This is a genomic window from Streptomyces sp. NL15-2K, from assembly GCF_030551255.1.
Taxonomy (GTDB): Bacteria; Actinomycetota; Actinomycetes; order Streptomycetales; family Streptomycetaceae; genus Streptomyces.
Genome location: NZ_CP130630.1, coordinates 8468498 through 8488296 on the forward strand (window position 1 = coordinate 8468498; position 19799 = coordinate 8488296).

Here is a 19799-nt window from a genome sequence, read left to right on the forward strand (position 1 = left end):
TTTCCCCCCACCCATGGAAGGGACACCATGGCAACACGCACACTGAGCCGGATCAGCAAGATCCTGCTGCCCCCGGCCCTCGCGCTCGGCGTCACCGTCGGCCTGGCCTCCGCCCCCGCCTCGGCCGCCGTCTGGAACTCCTGCGACCAGTGGGGCAACACCAGCCTGAACGGCTACACGCTCTACAACAACATCTGGGGCTCCGGCGCCGGCAGCCAGTGCATCTGGGCCAACTCCGGCACCAACTGGGGCGTCTGGGCCGACCACCCCAACACCGGCGGCATCAAGTCCTACCCCAACTCCAAGAAGGTGATCAACAAGACGATCACCTCGCTCGGCTCGCTCTCCAGCAGCTACAACGTCACGGTCCCGTCGTCCGGCGCGTACAACACGTCCTACGACATCTGGGACACGGACTACGACTACGAGATCATGCTCTGGGTCAACTACAACGGGGCCGTCGGCCCGCTGGGCACCTCGCAGGGCAACGTGACCCTCGGCGGCCACAGCTGGACCGTCTACAAGGGCAACAACGGAGCGAACGAGGTCTTCTCGTTCCTGCGGACGTCCGACTCCAACTCCGGCACCGTCAACATCCTGCCGATCCTGAAGTGGATCAAGGACACCAAGAAGTGGATGGGCAACGAGACCATCGGTGACGTCCAGTTCGGCTACGAGGTCACCTCGTCGTCCGGCGGCCTGGACTTCACCACGAACAACCTCACCGTCAGCAGCAGTTGAGCGACAGCCCGAGCCGGCGCCGAGCCGGCTCGGGCTCCCTGCTCTACGCGCCTGGGACGAGCCGGACCAGCAGAACGCCGGGCGTGCGCGGCAGCGACACCCGCAGTCCGTCCCCGTCCCAGGCCGCCGAGCCGGCGACCGGCGCGGACGGGTGCAGGATCTCCGCACGGACGTCCTTGCCCAAGCCCTCCATGGGCAGGTGGAGTTCCGGCTCACCGCCGCGCCGCCACACCGAGACGTACGACGGACCGCCCGGCACCCTCATCCCCAGTGCCAGCCACTCGTCCGTCCACCCCGGCAGACCGAGCGGCCAGAACGGCACGGCCTTCCCGAGATCCCCCCGGATGGCCCTGTACGCGCCCACCGCGTCCCGTACCAGACCGAGCTGGTGTTCCGACATCCGGTCCAGATGGCCGGACAGATGGATCCGCCCCAGCAGCGCACCGCCCAGCGTGAAGGTGATCAGGTCGTCGTCGAAGGCGGGCTGCGGGTAGGCCCAGACGGCGCCCTGCTCCGGCGGGACCGCCGTCGGAGCCGCCGCGGCGATGGCCGGGTAGCGCAGCGGATCCTGCTGGTCGCTGGTGGACTGGAGCTGGGCGACGGCGAGTGTGGCCCCGTCCATCCGCATGCCGCCCGAGGCGCAGTTCTCCACGACCAGCCCCGGATGCCGGTCAAGGAGCTCGGACAGCCAGTCCAGATACGCCTGGGCATGGCCGAGCAGCCCGGCCCCCGGCGCGATGTCCCCGTCGGTACAGGTGCCCGGATCGACCACGATGTTGTAGTCCAGCTTGAGGTAGCCCACGCCCCAGTCGCCGACGATCCGGTCCACCGTCTTGTCGAGGTGGGCGCGGGCGGCCGGGTGCCGCAGATCGAGCTGGTGACGGCCCTGTTCGGCGAGGCGCACGCCGTCGCGGCGGAAGAAGGCCTCCGGGGGGAGGGCCGACGCGACCGGGCTGCGCACGCCGACGACCTCGGGCTCCAGCCACAGCCCGGGCACCATGCCGCGCTCCCGGATCCGGTCCAGGACCGCCCGGAGCCCGCCGCCCGGAAAGCGGCGCGGCGAGGGCAGCCACTCGCCGACGCTGTCCCACCAGCCCTCGGTGTCGTCGTCGTACCAGCCGGAGTCGATGCAGAAGTACTCCGCCCCGGCCGCCGCCGCCGCGTCGATCAGCGGCAGGAGTTTCTCGGTCGTCGGGTCGCCCATCAGGGTGTTCATGTAGTCGTTGAAGACGACGGGAAGCCCCTCGTGGTCGGGGTGCGGGCGGCGCACGGCACGGCGGTACGAGGTCAGCGCGCCCATCGCGTCGTCGAACCCGGAACCGAGGGCCACCACCCCCGGCACGGTCGTGAACTCCGCGCCCGGCGCGAGCCGGACCCGCCACTGGTGCTCCGCGTCCGTGGGGCCGTTCAGCGCCAGGTACGTGCCGTGCGCGCGTTCGCCCAGGTCCCAGCGCCAGCCGGCCGGGGACTCGACCTGCCACAGCCACGTCCGGCCGCCGCCGCGTTCCGTGACCGCCCCCATGGCCAGATGACCGTCGGTCGGCCAGCTGCCGCGCCCGGTGAGGACGAGGGCGGCCCGGCTGTCGTGCTGGTGGGCGCCTACGTTGATGTCGGCGACCGTGTCGCGCAGCGGCTCGGCGTACCAGCGGCACTCGGCGAGCCAGTCGTTGCGCGCCCGGTACACGTCCAGGGCGTCGGGGGAGGGCAGGCCGCCGAGCAGCAGGCTGCTGACGGACTGGACGACCAGGGGCCGCGTGCCGTCGTTGCGGAGGCGGACGCGGGAGCGGAGCACGGGCAGGCCGGTGGGGGAGGTCAGCTCGACGAAGGCCGTCAACCCGGTCTCGGGGTCGTGGAGTTCGACGGTCAGCCACTCCCGGTCGGCGCGGCTGCCGCTGAGGTGGTCCCGGTATCTCAGCCGCGAACCGAAGGCCGTGCCGGTGAAGCGCGGGCCGGACCAGCCGCTGCCGTGGCCGAGGGCGGTCAGTTCGAGGAGGGGGAGGGTGGATTCCGGGCCCACCGGCGATGAAGGCTCACCTGGACGGGCCAGCCGGACCAGCCGCAGCGTGCCGTCCGCCGCGGTGGTGAACTCGGCCTCCAGCGCCGTATGACCCCAACTGAACGTGAACTGTCGGTCGTTGGAGGCCTTGCGCGCCGAATCCGCCGTACCGGTCAAGGTGGTCCCCCTCGTGAATCCCTCGTTACGGTCTCTTGACGACCGCATTGTGACCGGTCACAATCCTGGCATGAATGTGACCGGTCACACAAGGCGCCCGGCGAGCATCAGGGATGTAGCGACCGCGGCCGGGGTCTCGTACCAGACCGTCTCCCGGGTGATCAACGGCCATCCCAGCGTCAAGCCGTCCACCCGGGAACGGGTGCTCGCGGCCATCGACGAGCTGGGCTTCCGCCGCAACGCCACCGCGCTCGCCCTGGCCAGCGGGCGCAGCAGGGCCGTGACCGTCCTCACCGCCAACACCACCCACTACGGCTACGCCTCCATCCTCCAGGGCATCGAGGAGGCCGCCCGCGCCGAGTCCTACGCGGTCGGGATCGGCGTCCTCGAATCGGCCGACGAGGCCGCGGTCGCCGCCGAGGTGCAGCGGGCCGCGGACGCGGGCGGCGGGCTGATCGTGATCGCCTACGATCCGGCCGGTGTACGGGCCCTGGGCGCCGTCCCCGCCGAACTGCCGGTCGTCGGCGTCGTCGAGACCCCCGCGAGCCCACCCGCCCCGGGTCGCCCCTGGGTGTGGACCGACGACCGCGAGGCCGCCTACGAGGCGACCCGCCATCTGCTCGCCCTCGGCCACCGGACCGTGCACTACGTCGCCATACCGTCCAGCACCCGCCGCACCAGCGCCCGCACCACCGGCTGGCGGCAGGCGCTCAAGGAGGCGGGAGCACCCGAACCCCGTCCCGTACAGGGCAGTTGGGGCCCGGCCGGCGGCCACGCGGCCGGCCTGAAGCTGGCGCGGGACCCGGCCGTCACCGCGATCCTGTGCGGCAACGACGACCTCGCGCTCGGCGTGCTGCGCGCCCTGCACGAGACCGGCCGGTCCGTCCCCGGCGAGGTCAGCGTGGCCGGGTTCGACGACGCCCCGCACTCCGCCTATCTGACCCCGTCGCTGACGACCGTACGTCTGGACTTCACCGGCCTCGGACGGGCCGCGTTCGCCCTGCTGCACGGCGTCCTGGAGGAGTCCGCGCAGATCGCCCCGCACCCCGTCTCCGTACCGGAGCTGGTGGTGCGGGAGAGCTCGGGGCCGCCGCCCTCCCGGTGAACACCCCACGAGCACAGCTGATGCGAGTCCTGCCCCTGAACCGCTCGTTCTTGAAAGGCACGTGATGAAGACAAGAGCTCTCCCCGCCCTGGCGCTGATATGCGCCCTCGGCCTGGCCGCCACCGCGTGCAGCGACCCCACGGCCTCGGACTCCGGCGATTCGGGTACGGACGCGAAGCAGACGGCCGTCGACCCCACCGCCCGCCTCGACGGCGTGAAGCTGACCATGTGGACCGCGCAGAACACGGTCACCGCGCCCAAGCAGGTCATCGACGCCTTCAAGAAGGCCACCGGCGCCACGGTCGAGACCCAGGCGATCCCGGACCTGTACGAGACGAACGTGCCGACCAAGCTGGCCTCCGGCGACCGCCCCGACCTGATGTTCTGGCAGCCGTCCATCTCCACGCTGCCCTTCATCCAGCCGCAGCAGAACCTCCTCACCCTCGACGGGGAGGAGTGGGTCTCCAAGCTCGGCGGCACCGAGCGCTCGCTCGGCGTCATCGACGGCAAGCGGTACGCGGCGATCGTCACCAGCCCCGCCATGCTCGGCGTCTACTACAACAAGGACGTCTTCAAGCAGGCCGGGATCACCGAGCAGAACTTCCCGAAGTCGTACGACGAGCTCCTCCAGCTCGGCCGGACCGTCACGGACAAGACCGACGCGGCCGGCTTCTACGAGGCCGGCGGCGACAAGTGGCCCCTGCAGTGGCAGATGCAGGTCCAGCTCACCGACCTGGACAAGCAGTGGTGGGCCGACCTGAACGCGAACAAGAAGAAGTGGACCGACCCGGTCGTCGTCGGCGCCATCAAGAAGTACAAGGAGAAGCTGCTCGACGCCGGCCTCGCCCAGAAGAACTACAAGACGGGCACCTTCACCGGGCAGGCCGACGCGCTGTGGAAGGGCGAGGCCGGCATGGTCCTCAACGTCACCTCATTCCAGAGCCAGCTCCAGGCCAAGTACTCCACCGCCGAGATCGACAAGAAGATCGGCTGGTTCCCGATCGCCAACTCCTCCGCGACCGGCCTGTACTCGCCCGACCAGACCAACGGCGTCGTCGCCTTCAAGACCGGCGACGAGAAGCGGCAGAACGCGGCCCGGCAGTTCATGGCCTTCTGGCTCGGCCCCGACTACGCCGACTACATCAAGGCGATGAAGATCCCCTCCGTGCAGCCGTCCGTGCCCACCCCCGACGGGCTTCCGCAGACGTCCAAGGACCAGGTCGCGGCCCTGCCCAAGGCCATCGGGGTCTTCCAGGCCAAGGCGATCGTCGCCCCGGACACGCACCTCTACCTCGCCGACATGATCTACGGCAAGAAGAGTCCGCAGCAGGTCGCCCAGGCGATCCAGGACCAGTTCGCGCAGGTGGCCAAGGCCCAGGGCGCGCCCGGTTTCTAGCACCTACGGCAGCGGGGACTTCCGATGGCGGACACGGCCATACGTACGCGTAAGCAGAAACCGGCAACCGGTGCGGCTAGGAAAGTGGGACGGATACCGCGCGCCGCCGTGCACCACCCCTGGTGGTTCGCGCTGCCCGCGATCGCCGTCTTCGCGGGCTTCTTCCTGGTGCCGAACCTGCTCAACTTCTACTACCCGTTCACCAACTGGTCCTCGTACCACGCGGACATCGCCTTCACCGGCCTGGACAACTTCAAGACCATCGCCGACGACGGCTCGCTGGTGCGGGCGATCCGCACGACCCTGGTGTACGCGCTGCTGGCGGCGCTGTTCCAGAACGGCTTCGGGCTCGTGCTCGCGCTGCTGCTGGAGGACGACACCCGCTTCAACCGGTTCTTCCGTGCCGTCTTCTTCCTGCCGGTGCTCATCTCGGCGCTCGCCACCGGTTATGTCTTCCAGGCCCTCCTCGACCAGGACGGAGCCGTCAACTCCGTCCTCGGCACGGACATCCCGTGGCTGGGCTCGACCACCTGGACGCTGGTCCTGGTCACCCTCATCCACGGCTGGAAGTGGATGGGCCTGGCCATGCTGATCTACCTGGCCGGGCTCAAGGGCATCCCCGGCGAGATGCTGGAGGCCGCCAAGTGCGACGGCGCGGGACCCTGGCGGACCTTCTGGTCGGTGCGCTGGCCGATGCTCGCGCCGGCCGTCACCTTCAACGTCACCACCGCGCTGATCGGCTCGATGAACACCTTCGACATCGTGCAGGCCACCACGGGCGGCGGCCCCGCGGCCTCCACGGAGGTCTTCAACATCTACATGTTCCGGATCTTCGGACAGGGCCTGTACGCCCAGGCCTCCACCATGAGCCTCGTCCTCTTCCTGGTCGTGGTCGCCATCGCGATCCCGCTCGTCATCGGACTGCGGCGAAGGGAGCAGATGCTGTGAACCCGTCCGTCGCCTGGCGGTACGGCCGCCCGGCCCTCGTCCTGTTGATCGCGGGGCTCGCCGTCGGCGTACCCCTGTGGCTCGTCGCCGTCACCTCCGCCAAACCGCAGGCGGAGGCCATCAAGCCGAACCTGGACCTGCCGCGGCACTGGCAGCCCGGCAGCAACTACCAGGACGCCGTCAGCCAGGGCGAGATGCTGCGCGGCTTCTTCAACTCGCTGCTGGTCGTGGTGCCTTCGGTGGCCCTCGTCCTGATCCTCGGGGCGGGCGCCGCCTGGGTCTTCGCCCGCCGCAAGTCCAAGCTGGTCTCGGCCGCGTACGCGCTGTGCGTCAGCGGACTGCTGCTGCCACCGGCCGTCATCACCATCGTGATGGAGCTCCGGCAGCTGGGGCTCGCGAACACCCGGCCCGGCATGATCGCCGTCTACACCGGCATGTACCTGTCGACGTCGATCTTCTTCATGACCGGCTTCATCCGCGCCATCCCCGTCGAACTGGAGGAGGCGGCGCGGATCGACGGGGCGAAGCCGTCCCGGATCTTCCTCAGGATCGTCCTTCCGCTGCTCAGGCCGGTGATCGCCACCGCGACGATCATGGTGATGCTCTACGCCTGGAGCGATGTCTTCTACGCGTTCTTCGTCCTCGGCGGCGGCCAGCGGGCCACCCTCCCGCTGAACCTCTACCAGGTCGCCAGCGCCCAGCTCTACCTCAACAACTGGCATCTCGTCTTCGCGTACGTCGTGGTGATGAGCCTGCCCATGGTCGCCGTGTTCCTCGTCGGCCAGCGAAAGATCGTGTCCGGAATCACCAGTGGAGCCGTCAAATGACCGGAGGTCCAGCAGCGTGATCGCCCCCACCCGCACGAGAGCCAGAACAGCCCTGCTCACAGCCGTACTCGGAGCGGCCGTCATGGCAGGCACCCTCCCCGCCACGGGTTCCGCGGCGGCTGCCGCCGACCCGCAGCGCCTCAGCGTCGACCTCGCCGCCTCCGAGGGCCCGGTGATGCGCGGCGCCAACGGTGCGCTGTACGGGCTCAGCGACGACGGGGTGCCCAGCGACGCCGCCCTGGAGCCCCTGAAGATCACCAGCATCTCGCAGAAGCCGGAGGGCGGCGCCCAGCACCCCAACGGCGACGCGCTCACCGTATCCAAGTCGTTCTTCCGCAACGGCGGCGGCGAGATCAACGTGATGATGCAGGACATCTACGCCAAGTGGCCCTACGAGGACCTCGGCATCGACGACTACCTCCCCAAGGTCGACAAGATCACCAAGGAGGTGTCGGCGGACCCGAACAGCGACCGTTTCGTCTACATCCCGTTCAACGAGCCCGACCAGATCTGGTACAACCTCGGCACCTCCGACCAGGCGCAGTACGAGAAGAACCGCGACCGGTTCTTCAAGGACTGGAAGACGGTGTACCAGCGCATCCGCGCGATCGACCCCGACGCGCGGATCGCGGGCCCGAACGAATCCAGCTACCACACGCGCCTGCTGACCGACTTCCTCGCCTTCGCCAAGCGCGAGAACGTCATGCCCCAGGTGATGACCTGGCACGAGCTGGGCTCCGGCTCCCTGCGCGACTTCCAGGGCCACTACGACAACTACCGTTCGATCGAGCGCGAGCTGGGCATAGCACCCCTGAAGATCAACATCGACGAGTACGCCAACCGCCGCGACCTGTCCGTCCCCGGGCAGCTCGTGCAGTGGGTCTCGATGTTCGAGCGGAACAAGGTGTACGCCAACCAGGCCTACTGGGACGCGGCCGGCAACATGGACGGCAACGTCGTCCGGTCCAACATCCCCAACGGCGGCTGGTGGTTCTTCCGCTGGTACGCGGGGCTGACCGGCAACACCGTCAAGGTGAGCCCGCCGCAGGCCAACACCATCGACACCCTCCAGGGACTCGCCTCCCTCGACACCTCCCGCCGCCAGGCCCAGGTCCTGCTCGGCGGCTCGGCCGGCGACTCCGACGTGGTCGTACAGAACGTCTCCCGGTCCGTCTTCGGCCGCACGGTCACCGCGACCGTCGCCGAGGCCGCCTGGTCCGGCTACGAAGGCCGGCACGCCACACCGCGCGTCCTCACCCGGACGAAGGTGAACGTGGCGGCCGACGGCACGGTGACCGTCCCGCTGCGCGGCATGCACAAGATGGCGGCGTACCGCGTCGTCCTCACCCCCGGCGGCTCCGGCACCCCGACCGCCGCCTCCATCCCCTGGACCTCCTCCTACGAGGCCGAGGACGCCGCCATCACCGGCGGCCAGGTCTACACCCAGGGCACGGTCAGCAACGCCAACGGCTACGCGGCCTCCGGCACGAAGGACGTCGGCTCGCTCAACACCGACTCCAGCAAGGTCGACTTCACGGTGACGGTGCCGCGCGACGGGACGTACGACCTGGCGATCCTCTACGGCAACCAGTCCGGCACCCCGGCCACACAGAAGCTGTCGATCGACGGCGCCGCCCCGGTCACGGTCACCTACCCCTCCACCGAGAACTGGACCTACCGCGCCAAGAAGGACGTCGGCGTGCGGCTGTCGGCCGGCACCCACAAGCTGACCCTGGCCAAGGGCGCCGCCGAGGTCACCCTCGACCGCGTCGACCTCACGGCCCGCAGCGGCGCGCCGTCCGCCTCCTACGAGGCCACGCTGGCGGACATCGGCGGGAAGCCGTCGTACGACTACTCCTCGTCGGCCGGGGTGGGCACGGGTGCCCTCGTCCTGCGCTCCGGCGACAAGGCGGTCTTCGACGTCTACGCCCCGCGCGACGGCTACTACACGGTGGTGCCGCGTGCCTCGGCGGCGGTGAAGCTGGCCCTGCACGGGGAGACGGTGACGGCGGCGCCCGGCCAGGCCCTGCGGCTGTACCTCGTGGCGGGCAACAACCGCGTCGCGATGACCGCCCCGTACGCCTCCGTCCGCTCCCTCGACGTCTCCGGTGACGGCTCGACGGACGGCACGCTCTCCTACGAGGGCGCGGCGGCCACCCTCGCGGGCGGTGCCAAGCTCGTCGACTCCCCGTACGCCTCCGCCGGTTCCTACATCGGCTGGCTCGGCAACAGCGCCTCCAGCACCGCCGAGTTCACGGTGGACGCGCCGAAGTCCGGCCGCTACGTGCTGGTCGTCCACTACGCGCACAACGACCGGCGCGACAACGGCCACGCCTACAACACGGACATCATGTCCCGTACGGCGGACGTCACGGTCGGCACCGGCGCGGCGCGGAAGGTCACCTTCAAGAACACCTGGAGCTGGGACGACTACTGGACGCTGGGCGTCCCGGTCGAGCTGAAGAAGGGCTCCAACAAGGTGACGTTCGGCAACGCGAGCGCATGGGCGCCGAACATCGACCGGATCGAACTGGGCCGGGTCGTCGGCTAGGTCCTGTCCGCCGGAAAGACCCAGGACCACCCGCCCATGGGCCGGCTCCGCGCATCAGCGGGGCCGGCCCGTGCCGTCAGGCCCGGTCGACCTCCCGCCGACCCGGCAACCTTCCCCCGCCCCGCGGCAACTGCGGAACAAACCGTTCCCGACGGACGAGGCCCCGATGACCAGACCGAGCCGCACCCCCCACCGTCGCCGTCTTCGGCACCCCGGCACGCTCCTCGCCGGAACGCTCGCCGCGCTCCTCGTCGGCACCGGCGGCATGCTCACGCTGCAACACTCCGCCGGCGCCGCCGCACCGCAGATCCCGCAACCGACGAACAAGGCCGCCACGGCGCTGGCCGCCGCCCGCGTCGCCGAGAAGCTGGACCGCGGCCTGGTCGCGGTTCCCGCCACCGGAGGTGTTCTCGTCACCTGGCGCATGCTCGGCGACGACCCGGAGGGCGTGACGTTCCGGCTCTACCGAGGCGGCACTCTCATCCAGGAGACCGCCAAGACCAACCACCTCGACACCGGCGGCGGTTCGAGTTCGACGTACGAGATCCGGGCCGTCGTGAACGGCACCGAGGTGAAAGGCGGCACGGCCTCGGTCTGGGCCGGCGGGCGCCGCGACATCCCCCTCCAGAAGCCCCCGGGCGGCACCACCCGCGACGGCGTGGCCTACACCTACTCCGCCAACGACGCGAGCGTCGGCGACCTCGACGGCGACGGGCAGTACGAACTGGTCCTCAAGTGGGTGCCGTCCAACGCCACCGACGTCGCCAACTCCGGCACCTGCACCGGCCCGACCGTGTTCGACGCCTACGAGCTGAACGGCACCCGGCTGTGGCGGGTCAACCTCGGCACGAACGTGCGCAGCGGCTCGCACTACGACTCGTTCCAGGTCTACGACTACAACGGCGACGGCAAGGCGGAGATGGCCGTCCGCACCTCCGACGGCTCCCGGGACTCCGCGGGCACCGTCATCGGCAACGGGAGCGCCTCCCACCTCGCCGACAACTGCGCGGTGATCAGCGGCCCGGAGTACCTGTCGATCTTCAACGGCCAGACCGGCCGCGTCATGGACTCCGTCCCCTTCGAGCCCGCCCGCGGCTCGGTCTCCGACTGGGGCGACACCTGGGGCAACCGCGAGGGACGGCTGCTGTCGGCCACCGCGTACCTCAACGGGTCCACGCCCAGCATGGTGTTCAGCCGGGGCATCTACGAGCGCGTCGCGCTGGCCGCCTACACCTGGAACGGCACCGACCTCACCCGCACCTGGAAGTTCGACACCAACTCCTCGACGAACCAGGGCAAGGGCTACAACCAGCAGGGCAACCACAACCTCGCGGTCGCCGACGTCGACGCGGACGGCAGGGACGAGATCATTTACGGGGCCATGGCCGTCGACGACAACGGCAGCGGCCTGTGGACCACCAAGCTGGGCCACGGAGACGCCCTGCACGTCGGGGACCTCAACCCGGCCCGCCCGGGCCTCGAGGCCTTCAACGTCCACGAGCACACGAACTCCGCGTACGGCTACGAGATGCACGACGCCCGCACCGGCCAGGTCCTGTGGGGACAGCGCACCGGCACGGACGTCGGCCGCGGCCTGTGCGCCGACCTCACCCGCGACCACGCCGGCGCCGAGTGCTGGTCCAGCGGGGGAGGCCTCTACGCCGCGAACGGCACGAAGATCAGTGACAGCGTGCCGGCCTTCGGCGGCGGAGCGTCGTACAACTCGGCGATCTGGTGGGACGGCGACGCCAACCGGGAACTGCTCGACCACCGCTGGTCGGGCAGCGCCGGCGTCGGCTACGGCCAGATCCTGAAGTACAACGGCTCCACCGACCTCACCCGCATCTGGCTCGACCAGGACGCCAAGTCCAACAACTGGACCAAGGGCAACCCGGCGCTCTCCGCCGATCTGCTGGGCGACTGGCGCGAGGAGATGATCTGGCGCAACGCCGACTCCACGGCCCTGCGCCTCTACACCACCCCGCACCCCACCGAGTACCGGCTGCCGACCCTGATGCACGACCCGGTCTACCGGCTCGGCATCGCCTGGCAGAACGTCGGCTACAACCAGCCGCCGCAGGTCAGCTACTACCTCGGGACGAAATAGCAGGGACTGAAACAGCGGCCGCCCCGGACGGGGCGGCCGCGTCGCCCGCCCCCTCCCCGTACCGTGCCCTCAGCTCCGACAGCACGCCGAACGCCGCCGCGGTGAGCGGCACCGACAGCAGCATGCCGAGGATCCCGGCGATCGAAGCGCCCGCCGTGAGCGCCAGCAGGATCGCCGCCGGGTGCATCTGCACCGTCCGGCTCTGGATCATCGGCTGGAGCACGTTCCCTTCGAGGACCTGCACCGCGAGAACCACCCCGAGCGCCCACAGTGCCGTGGCCAGGCCCCGGTCCGCGAACGCGACCAGGATCGCCACCGCACCCGAGAGGAAGGCGCCCAGATACGGGATGTACGCGCCGACGAACACCAGCGCCCCCAGGCCCACGGCGCCCGGCACCTGGAGGATCAGCAGGCCGACGGCGATGCAGACGCCGTCGATGAAGGCGATGATCGTCGTCCCGCGCATGAAGCCCTCGATCGCCTGGAAGGCGCGCCGGGCCATGACCTCAAGGGTCTCCCCGGTGCCGCGCGGCGCGAACGAGTGCAGCGAGGCGATCGCCCGGTCGCCGTCGCGCAGGAAGAAGAACATCAGCAGCATCGCCAGAATGGCCGTGGCGATGAACTCGGTGACGACGCCGACTCCGCTGAGCACCCCGGAGGCCGCGGTGCCGCCGAACTTGGACAGCAGGTCCTTGGCGTTCTTGGCGAGGTCGTCCAGGGAGGTCCCGGCCACGCCGAACTCGTCGCTGAGCGACTGCGCCGCGTTCCGCAGCGAGGAGATGATCTGGTCGCCCGTGTCGATCAGGGCGGTCACCACGATGTAGGCGGCGCCGCCCACGACCAGGATGACGGCGGCACAGGTCAGCCCGGCCGCAAGGGACTTGTTGAACTTCATCGCGACCAGCCGCCGGTAGAACGGGCCGAGCAGCGCGGTGCCGAGCAGCGCGAGCAGCACCGGAGTGACGGCGGTCTGGAAGGTGATGCACAGCCACACGCCCACCGAGACGACACCGGTGACGAGAAGCGTGAGCGCACTCCACACGGCGACCTGCCGGGCGGGTTCGGGGAGGAAGCCGCGCGGGATGCCGGCTGCCTCCGGCCGGGCCACGGGGGCGCCGGCGGTGCGTATCGTCGTACGCGGTCTGTGTACCGGTCGGACCCGACGGCCCGGTCGTCTGTCGCGAGACCCTCTGCGCGGTGCTCCCGTACGGCTGTTCATGTTGTGTGCACTCCCGAAGATCACGCGTGGCCGAGGGGCCACAGCGTAGACCTGGGCCCCATGGGGCCTTACGGCGCGGTGCGGTCGGCCCCTCCCTCGAAGGCCGACCGCACCCCGCCCGCTCCCCGACCGCACCCCGCCCGCTCCCCGACCGCACCCCGCCCGCTCCCCGGCCGCCGCCGCTACTCGGCGGCCGGGAGGATCGGAAGGCTCGCCCCGTCCCGCAGGAACAGCGGGATGCGGTCCAGCGGGGCGTCGACCGTGACGGTCGTACCGCCCTCGTACGTCTCACCGGTCCACGCGTCCGTCCAGGCCGCGCCCGCCGGGAGGTACGTCGTGCGGGCCGTGGCGCCCGCCGTGAGCACCGGCGCGACGAGCAGGTCCCCGCCGAAGAGGTAGGCGTCGTCCACCGACCAGGTCGCCTGGTCCTCGGGGAACTCCAGGAACAGCGGGCGCATCACCGGCAGGCCCTCCTCGTGGGCCTCGCGCATCACCCGCAGTACATACGGCTTCAGGCGCTCGCGCAGCCGCAGGTACTGCTCCAGGATCGCCCCGGCCTCCTCGCCGTACGACCACACCTCGTTCGGGCCGCCGGTCATCTCCGGACCGAGCGGCATGCCCGGGTCACGGAAGCCGTGCAGGCGCATCAGCGGGGAAAGGGCGCCGAACTGGAACCAGCGGACCATGACCTCGCGGTAGGCCGGGTCGTCCGGGTCGCCGCCGTGGAAGCCGCCGATGTCCGTGTTCCACCACGGGATGCCGGACAACGAGGTGTTCAGGCCGGCCGCGATCTGGCGGCGCAGGGTCGGGAAGTCGGTGCCGATGTCGCCGGACCACAGGGCGGCGCCGTAGCGCTGACTGCCCGCCCACGCCGAGCGGTTGAGGGTGATGATCTCGTCCTCGCCGGAGGCGCGCAGGCCCTCGTAGAAGGTGCGGGCGTTCTCGGTCGGGTAGAGGTTGCCGACCTCCAGGCCCGGGCCCGCCCAGTAGCGCAGGTTCTCCGCGAAGCCCGGCTTCAGCTCCGGCTCGCAGGCGTCCAGCCAGAAGGCCGTGATGCCGTACGTCTCCAGATAGTTCTCCTTCACCCGCGACCACACGAAGTCACGCGCCTCGGGGTTGGTGGCGTCGTAGAAGGCGACCTGGACGGTGGAGGCGACCTCCTTGTCCGGCCAGTCGGCGTGCGCCATCGGGCCGTACTGGGTGCCGATGAAGTAGCCGCGCTGCTCCATGACCGGGTGGTTCTCGCTCAGCGGGGACACCGACGGCCAGACGCTGACCACCAACTTGATGCCCATCTCGTCCAGTTCGCGGACCAGCGCCGCCGGGTCGGGCCACTCCTTCAGGTCGAACTTCCACTCGCCCAGGTGCGTCCAGTGGAAGAAGTCGCAGACGATGACGTCGATGGGCAGGCCGCGCCGCTTGTACTCCCGTGCCACGGCGAGGAGTTCGTCCTGCGTGCGATAGCGCAGCTTGCACTGCCAGAAACCCGCCGCCCACTGAGGCATCATCGGCGTACGGCCGGTCACCGCGCTGTAGTGGCGCTGCGCGTCGGCCGGGGCGCCCGCGGTGATCCAGTAGTCGATCTGCCGGGCCGAGTCCGCCACCCAGCGCGTGCCGTTGCCGGCCAGCTCCACGCGGCCGATCGCCGGGTTGTTCCACAGCAGCGTGTAGCCGCGGCTGGAGGTCAGCACCGGGATGCCGACCTCGGCGTTGCGCTGGACCAGGTCCAGGACCAGGCCCTTCTGGTCGAGGCGCCCGTGCTGGTGCTGGCCGAGGCCGAACAGCTTCTCGTCGTCGTAGGCGGCGAAGCGCTGCTCCAGGCGGTGGTAGCCGTTGCCGACGGCGGTGTAGAGACGCGAGCCGGGCCACCAGAAGTGGGCGCGCTCCTCGGCCAGCAGCTCGGTGGAGTCGTCGGTCCGCAGGAAGCGGATCAGTCCCTCGGCGCTGACCTCGACGGTCAGCGAGCCGACGGTCAACGACCCCTGCCCGTCCTCGATCTTGACGGTGCTCTCGGTGGCGGGCGCTTCGTCCAGCAGCGCGCCCGGCAGCCCCTCGAGCATCGGACCGCCGAGCCGGGCCCGGACCCGGACCGCGTCGGGCCCCCACGGCTCGATGCGTACGGTCTCCTGGCGGCCGCTCCACTCCAGCGCACCGTCCCGCTCACGGAAGGTGCCGACGGTGGGTGACGACTGCGCGAGGCTGACCGCGCCGGTCGGGGTCTGGGTTTCGGCAGGCTGGTTCACTGGCGACCTCCGACGATGCCGCAGACCGTCACCCAGATGATCGGGTAAGCTACGCAGCGTGCGTAGCGAGAATCAAGCACGCGCAACCTCCTTGTCTTTCGGGGCAACCGGGCTGGTTCCAACCCGGCTGGCGTTGATCGCGTAAGACTCGGTCGTTCGCTGAGCGGCCGAGCGGAGTGAGTCAGGAATCCCCCTGTTCCAACGGGGGGAGGGTTCAAGTGGGGTTCTCCTTGGAGAAGGGGGCGCAGACATCGGATGCCCCCGCAGGGGCGGATGCACGGTGTCGGCGGGCGTCAGGCCGGCGCCGGCCCCGTGCTAGCCCGTACCGTCAACTCCGGTGCGATCAGCACCACTTCGTCGGTGCCCCGGCCGTCGAGCTTGGCGACCAGGCGCTCCATGGCGTGCCGGCCCATCTCCTGGGCGGGGATGGCCACGGACGTCAGCCGTACCGAGGCCTGGGTGGCGACCTGGTCGGGGCATATGGCGACCACCGACACGTCCTCGGGGATGGCGCGGCCCTGCTGGCGCAGCAGGGCGAGCAGCGGTTCGACCGCCGACTCGTTCTGGACGACGAACCCGGTGGTGCCGGGGCGCTCGTCGAGGATGCGGGCGAGGGTCACGGCCATCGCGTCGTACCCGCCCTCGCACGGCCGGTGCAGCAGCCGTACGCCCAACTCCTGCGCGCGGGAGCGGAGTCCGTCGAGGGTGCGCTCGGCGAAGCCGGTGTGCCGCTCGTACACCGCGGGGGCCTCGCCGATGACAGCGATGTCACGGTGTCCGAGCATCGCCAGGTGCTCGACGCACAGCGCACCCGTCGCCCTGAAGTCGAGATCGACGCAGGTCAGGCCGGTGGTGTCGGCGGGCAGCCCGATCAGCACGGACGGCTGGTCGGTGCCGCGCAGCAGCGGCAGCCGCTCGTCGTCGAGTTCGACGTCCATCAGGATCATCGCGTCGGCGAGCCCGCTGCCGGTGACGCGGCGCACGGCGTCGGGACCCTCCTCGCCGGTGAGCAGCAGGACGTCGTAGCCGTGGGTGCGGGCCCGGGTGGCCACCGCGATGGCGATCTCCATCATCACCGGCACGTACATGTCGGTGCGCAGCGGGATCATCAGCGCGATGATGTTCGACTTGCTGCTGGCCAGGGCGCGGGCACCCGCGTTCGGGTGGTAGCCGAGTTCGCGGATGCTCTGCTGGACCCGCTGCCGGGTGGTCGCGGAGATGGACCGCTTGCCGCTGAGGACATAGCTCACCGTGCTCGCCGAGACTCCGGCGTGCTGGGCGACCTCGGCGAGGGTGACCATCCAGCTCTCCAAGCTTTGTGAAGCGCTTCGACAGTGCGCGTTGCGAATAAGGGCGGGTGAGGGTGGTTCGACAGTAGCTCCACCGGGGGTGGGTGTCCATAGGTTGTCGAAGCGCTTCGACTGCAATTCTCCGGCGAGAGATCCGCAGGGGATCCGCAGGGGATCCCGGAGGGGTACGGCAACCTGTCCGGCCGTCGGCGGCCACTGGGAGGACGTAGACGAACCGTCCCCCGGAAGGGCCCCCGATGCAACACCGCAGACCCCGCCTGTCCAAGAAGGCCAAGAGCCTCGCCGCCGCGACCGTCGCCCTGGCGGCCGCCGCCGGCGTCACCGTCGCCCAGGCGGACGAGTCGAACAAGAAGTGCACGGCCTTCGACACGATCACGCTCGGCAAGTACTACGTCAACAACAACCTCTGGGGTCAGGACAAGGGCACCGGCACCCAGTGCGTCTGGGACAACTCGCGCTCCGGCTCCACCGTCTCCTGGGGCACGGACTACACCTGGGCCAACAACAGCAAGGGCACCGACGCGGACGTGAAGTCGTACGCGAGCACGGTGCTCGGCTGGCACTGGGGCTGGAAGGCCGACAAGGCGGCGACCGGACTGCCGATCCGCGTCGGCGACCGCAAGCCGGTGAAGACCACCTGGGACTTCGCGGTCAGCGCCGACCCCGGCGCCATGAACGTCGCCTACGACCTGTGGCTGCACACCAAGAACACCGCTGACTGGCAGGACCAGCCCACCGACGAGATCATGATCTGGCTCAACCGCCAGGGCGGCGCGGGCCCGCTGGGCACCAAGCACAGCAGCGTCAGCCTCGGCGGGGCGATGTGGGACCTCTACGAGGGCGACATCGGCTGGAAGGTGCACTCCTTCGTCCGCCGCACCAACACCACCAAGGCCTCGCTGAACCTGGACGACTTCACCCAGGCACTCGTCCGGCGCAAGCTGCTGAGCAACGACAAGTACGTCTCCGGCATCGAGTCCGGCACCGAGGTTTTCAAGGGCAAGGGCCGTCTGGACACCAAGTCGTACTCCGTCGACATCGGCTGAACCGCGGCGCCGGACAGGTCCCAGGGGTGGTGGGGTGAGTCCGAATCGGGTACATACGATCCAGTAGCACCCGTCGGTAGCCATAACGGCTCCAAGATCCCGATTCGCGGCGAGGTGAGCCTCAATGTCCGCAGCACCCACCCAACCCACCGTCACCGAGCGTGAAGCGCGCCAGGTGGCGGAGGCCGCCCGGGAACAGGACTGGCGCAAGCCCAGCTTCGCCAAGGAACTGTTCCTGGGCCGCTTCCGGCTCGACCTCATCCACCCCCACCCGATGCCGCCCGACGAGGACGCCCAGCGCGGCGAGGAGTTCCTCGCCAAACTGCGCGACTTCTGCGAGACGAAGATCGACGGCGCCCTGATCGAGCGCGACGCCCGGATCCCCGACGACGTCATCAACGGGCTCAAGGAGCTCGGCGCCCTCGGCATGAAGATCGACACCAAGTACGGCGGGCTCGGCCTCACCCAGGTGTACTACAACAAGGCGCTGGCCCTGGCGGGCTCCGCCAGCCCGGCGGTCGGGGTGCTGCTGTCGGCCCACCAGTCGATCGGCGTACCGCAGCCGCTGAAGCTGTTCGGCACGCCCGAGCAGAAGGAGACGTTCCTGCCGCGGTGCGCCCGCACCGACATCAGCGCCTTCCTCCTCACTGAGCCGGACGTCGGCTCCGACCCGGCGCGGCTCGCGATGAGCGCGGTTCCCGACGGCGACGACTATGTCCTCGACGGGGTGAAGCTGTGGACCACCAACGGCGTGGTCGCCGACCTGCTGGTCGTCATGGCCCGGGTCCCCAAGAGCGAGGGCCACAAGGGCGGCATCACCGCCTTCGTCGTGGAGACCAACTCGCCCGGCATCACGGTCGAGAACCGCAACGCCTTCATGGGCCTGCGCGGCATCGAGAACGGCGTCACCCGCTTCCACCAGGTCCGGGTCCCCGCCGCCAACCGCATCGGCCCCGAGGGCGCGGGCCTGAAGATCGCCCTCACGACCCTCAACACCGGCCGGCTGTCGCTTCCGGCGTCCTGCGTGGCCGCCGGCAAGTGGTGCCTGAAGATCGCCCGCGAGTGGACGGCGGCCCGCGAGCAGTGGGGCAAGCCGATCGCCCACCACGAGGCGGTCGGGTCGAAGATCAGCTTCATCGCGGCGACGACCTTCGCCCTGGAGGCCGTACTGGACCTGTCGAGCCAGATGGCCGACGAGGACCGCAACGACATCCGCATCGAGGGCGCGCTGGCCAAGCTGTTCGCCTCCGAGACGGCCTGGCTGATGGCCGACGAACTCGTCCAGATCCGCGGCGGCCGGGGCTTCGAGACGGCCGCGTCCCTCGCCGCCCGCGGCGAACGCGCGGTCCCCGCCGAACAGGTCCTGCGCGACCTGCGGATCAACCGCATCTTCGAGGGCTCGACGGAGATCATGCACCTGCTGATCGCCCGCGAAGCGGTCGACGCCCACCTTTCGGTGGCCGGTGACCTCATCGACCCCGACAAGTCCCTGTCGGACAAGGCGAAGGCGGGCGCGAACGCCGGCGTCTTCTACGCCAAGTGGCTGCCGAAGCTGGTCGCGGGCCCCGGCCAACTCCCCGGCTCCTTCAGCGAGTTCAAGCGCGAGGTCGACCTCTCCCCGCACCTGCGCTACGTCGAACGCACCGCCCGCAAGCTCGCCCGCTCCACCTTCTACGCCATGTCCCGCTGGCAGGGCCGGATGGAGACCAAGCAGGGCTTCCTGGGCCGGATCGTGGACATCGGAGCGGAGCTGTTCGCGATGAGCGCGACCTGCGTCCGCGCCGAACTCCTGCGCAGCCAGGGCGACCACGGCCGCGAGGCCTACCAGCTGGCCGACGCCTTCTGCCGCCAGTCCCGCGTCCGCGTCGAGGAACTCTTCGGCCGCCTGTGGAACAACACCGACGACCTCGACCGCAAGGTCGTCAAGGGCGTCCTGTCCGGCACCTACGAGTGGCTGGAGCGTGGCATCGTCGACCCCTCGGGCGAGGGGCCGTGGATCGCCGACGCCACTCCCGGACCGAGCGAACGGGAGAACGTCCACCGCCCGATCCGCTGATCGACGGACATGGGCCGGCCGACGGGAGTGACGAACGTCTCCGCCGACCGGCCCATGCGCCTGTGAGCCCCCTGTGA

General features: G+C 70.0%; 13 protein-coding genes. 9 read left to right on the forward strand and 4 right to left on the reverse strand.

Annotated elements, in window-relative coordinates:
* Positions 1 to 27: 27 nt before the first annotated feature.
* A complete protein-coding gene (locus Q4V64_RS38115; protein ID WP_124438876.1) occupies positions 28 to 741 on the forward strand; it encodes a hypothetical protein in 714 nt (237 codons plus the stop codon).
* Between the two features lie 43 nt (positions 742 to 784).
* Here the strand turns inward: Q4V64_RS38115 and Q4V64_RS38120 are convergent, their stop codons facing one another.
* The gene (locus Q4V64_RS38120; protein ID WP_253266850.1) at positions 785 to 2914 is read right to left on the reverse strand and encodes an alpha-galactosidase; all 2130 of its coding nucleotides are present in this window, start codon (positions 2912 to 2914) and stop codon (positions 785 to 787) included.
* Between the two features lie 70 nt (positions 2915 to 2984).
* On the opposite strand from Q4V64_RS38120, the gene Q4V64_RS38125 reads away from it, so the two are divergent.
* From Q4V64_RS38125 to Q4V64_RS38150, 6 genes are all read left to right on the forward strand, one after another.
* Positions 2985 to 4019 carry a LacI family DNA-binding transcriptional regulator gene (locus tag Q4V64_RS38125; protein WP_172629100.1) on the forward strand — a complete coding sequence of 345 codons (1035 nt, stop codon included), beginning with the start codon at positions 2985 to 2987 and terminating at the stop codon, positions 4017 to 4019.
* 64 nt (positions 4020 to 4083) lie between these two features.
* Positions 4084 to 5415, forward strand: a complete 1332-nt coding sequence (locus tag Q4V64_RS38130; protein WP_124438873.1) for an extracellular solute-binding protein — start codon at positions 4084 to 4086, stop codon at positions 5413 to 5415.
* 24 nt (positions 5416 to 5439) lie between these two features.
* Positions 5440 to 6363: a sugar ABC transporter permease gene (locus Q4V64_RS38135; RefSeq protein WP_124438872.1), complete on the forward strand. Its 924-nt coding sequence runs from the start codon at positions 5440 to 5442 to the stop codon at positions 6361 to 6363.
* Positions 6360 to 7190 (forward strand): carbohydrate ABC transporter permease, encoded by an 831-nt coding sequence (locus Q4V64_RS38140; protein WP_124438871.1) that lies wholly within the window; start codon positions 6360 to 6362, stop codon positions 7188 to 7190. Before Q4V64_RS38135 ends, Q4V64_RS38140 begins: the two co-directional genes overlap by 4 nt.
* Positions 7191 to 7272: 82 nt before the next feature.
* The gene (locus Q4V64_RS38145; protein WP_124438870.1) at positions 7273 to 9741 is read left to right on the forward strand and encodes a CBM35 domain-containing protein; all 2469 of its coding nucleotides are present in this window, start codon (positions 7273 to 7275) and stop codon (positions 9739 to 9741) included.
* A gap of 166 nt (positions 9742 to 9907) precedes the next feature.
* Positions 9908 to 11848, forward strand: a complete 1941-nt coding sequence (locus tag Q4V64_RS38150; RefSeq protein WP_172629099.1) for a rhamnogalacturonan lyase — start codon at positions 9908 to 9910, stop codon at positions 11846 to 11848.
* Here the strand turns inward: Q4V64_RS38150 and Q4V64_RS38155 are convergent.
* The 3 genes from Q4V64_RS38155 to Q4V64_RS38165 all read right to left on the reverse strand — a co-directional run bounded on the left by Q4V64_RS38155 (position 11823) and on the right by Q4V64_RS38165 (position 16611).
* Complete coding sequence (locus Q4V64_RS38155) at positions 11823 to 12890, reverse strand: AI-2E family transporter (protein WP_124439094.1); 1068 nt, start codon at positions 12888 to 12890, stop codon at positions 11823 to 11825. The genes Q4V64_RS38150 and Q4V64_RS38155 overlap by 26 nt on opposite strands.
* Before the next feature lie 359 nt (positions 12891 to 13249).
* On the reverse strand, positions 13250 to 15310 hold the full coding sequence (locus Q4V64_RS38160) for a glycoside hydrolase family 31 protein (protein WP_124438869.1): 2061 nt from the start codon (positions 15308 to 15310) through the stop codon (positions 13250 to 13252).
* Between the two features lie 293 nt (positions 15311 to 15603).
* Positions 15604 to 16611 (reverse strand): LacI family DNA-binding transcriptional regulator, encoded by a 1008-nt coding sequence (locus Q4V64_RS38165; RefSeq protein ID WP_124438868.1) that lies wholly within the window; start codon positions 16609 to 16611, stop codon positions 15604 to 15606.
* A 245-nt stretch (positions 16612 to 16856) separates the two neighbouring features.
* Between Q4V64_RS38165 and Q4V64_RS38170 the strand changes: the two genes are divergently transcribed.
* Positions 16857 to 17666, forward strand: coding sequence for an endo-1,4-beta-glucanase (locus tag Q4V64_RS38170; RefSeq protein WP_124438867.1), 810 nt, complete (start codon positions 16857 to 16859; stop codon positions 17664 to 17666).
* A gap of 124 nt (positions 17667 to 17790) precedes the next feature.
* Entirely contained in the window at positions 17791 to 19722 is a 1932-nt protein-coding gene (locus tag Q4V64_RS38175) for an acyl-CoA dehydrogenase family protein (RefSeq protein WP_124438866.1), read from the forward strand.
* Positions 19723 to 19799: the final 77 nt, after the last annotated feature.

Excerpts from the sequence above, each read along its gene's own strand:
- Q4V64_RS38150 (WP_172629099.1), top strand. The coding sequence starts at position 9,908 with ATGACCAGACCGAGCCGCACCCCCCACCGTCGCCGTCTTCGGCACCCC.
- Q4V64_RS38145 (WP_124438870.1), top strand. The coding sequence starts at position 7,273 with ATGGCAGGCACCCTCCCCGCCACGGGTTCCGCGGCGGCTGCCGCCGAC.
- Q4V64_RS38175 (WP_124438866.1), top strand. The coding sequence starts at position 17,791 with ATGTCCGCAGCACCCACCCAACCCACCGTCACCGAGCGTGAAGCGCGC.
- Q4V64_RS38125 (WP_172629100.1), top strand. The coding sequence starts at position 2,985 with ATGAATGTGACCGGTCACACAAGGCGCCCGGCGAGCATCAGGGATGTA.
- Q4V64_RS38165 (WP_124438868.1), bottom strand. The coding sequence starts at position 16,611 with ATGGTCACCCTCGCCGAGGTCGCCCAGCACGCCGGAGTCTCGGCGAGC.
- Q4V64_RS38115 (WP_124438876.1), top strand. The coding sequence starts at position 28 with ATGGCAACACGCACACTGAGCCGGATCAGCAAGATCCTGCTGCCCCCG.
- Q4V64_RS38170 (WP_124438867.1), top strand. The coding sequence starts at position 16,857 with ATGCAACACCGCAGACCCCGCCTGTCCAAGAAGGCCAAGAGCCTCGCC.
- Q4V64_RS38135 (WP_124438872.1), top strand. The coding sequence starts at position 5,440 with ATGGCGGACACGGCCATACGTACGCGTAAGCAGAAACCGGCAACCGGT.
- Q4V64_RS38130 (WP_124438873.1), top strand. The coding sequence starts at position 4,084 with ATGAAGACAAGAGCTCTCCCCGCCCTGGCGCTGATATGCGCCCTCGGC.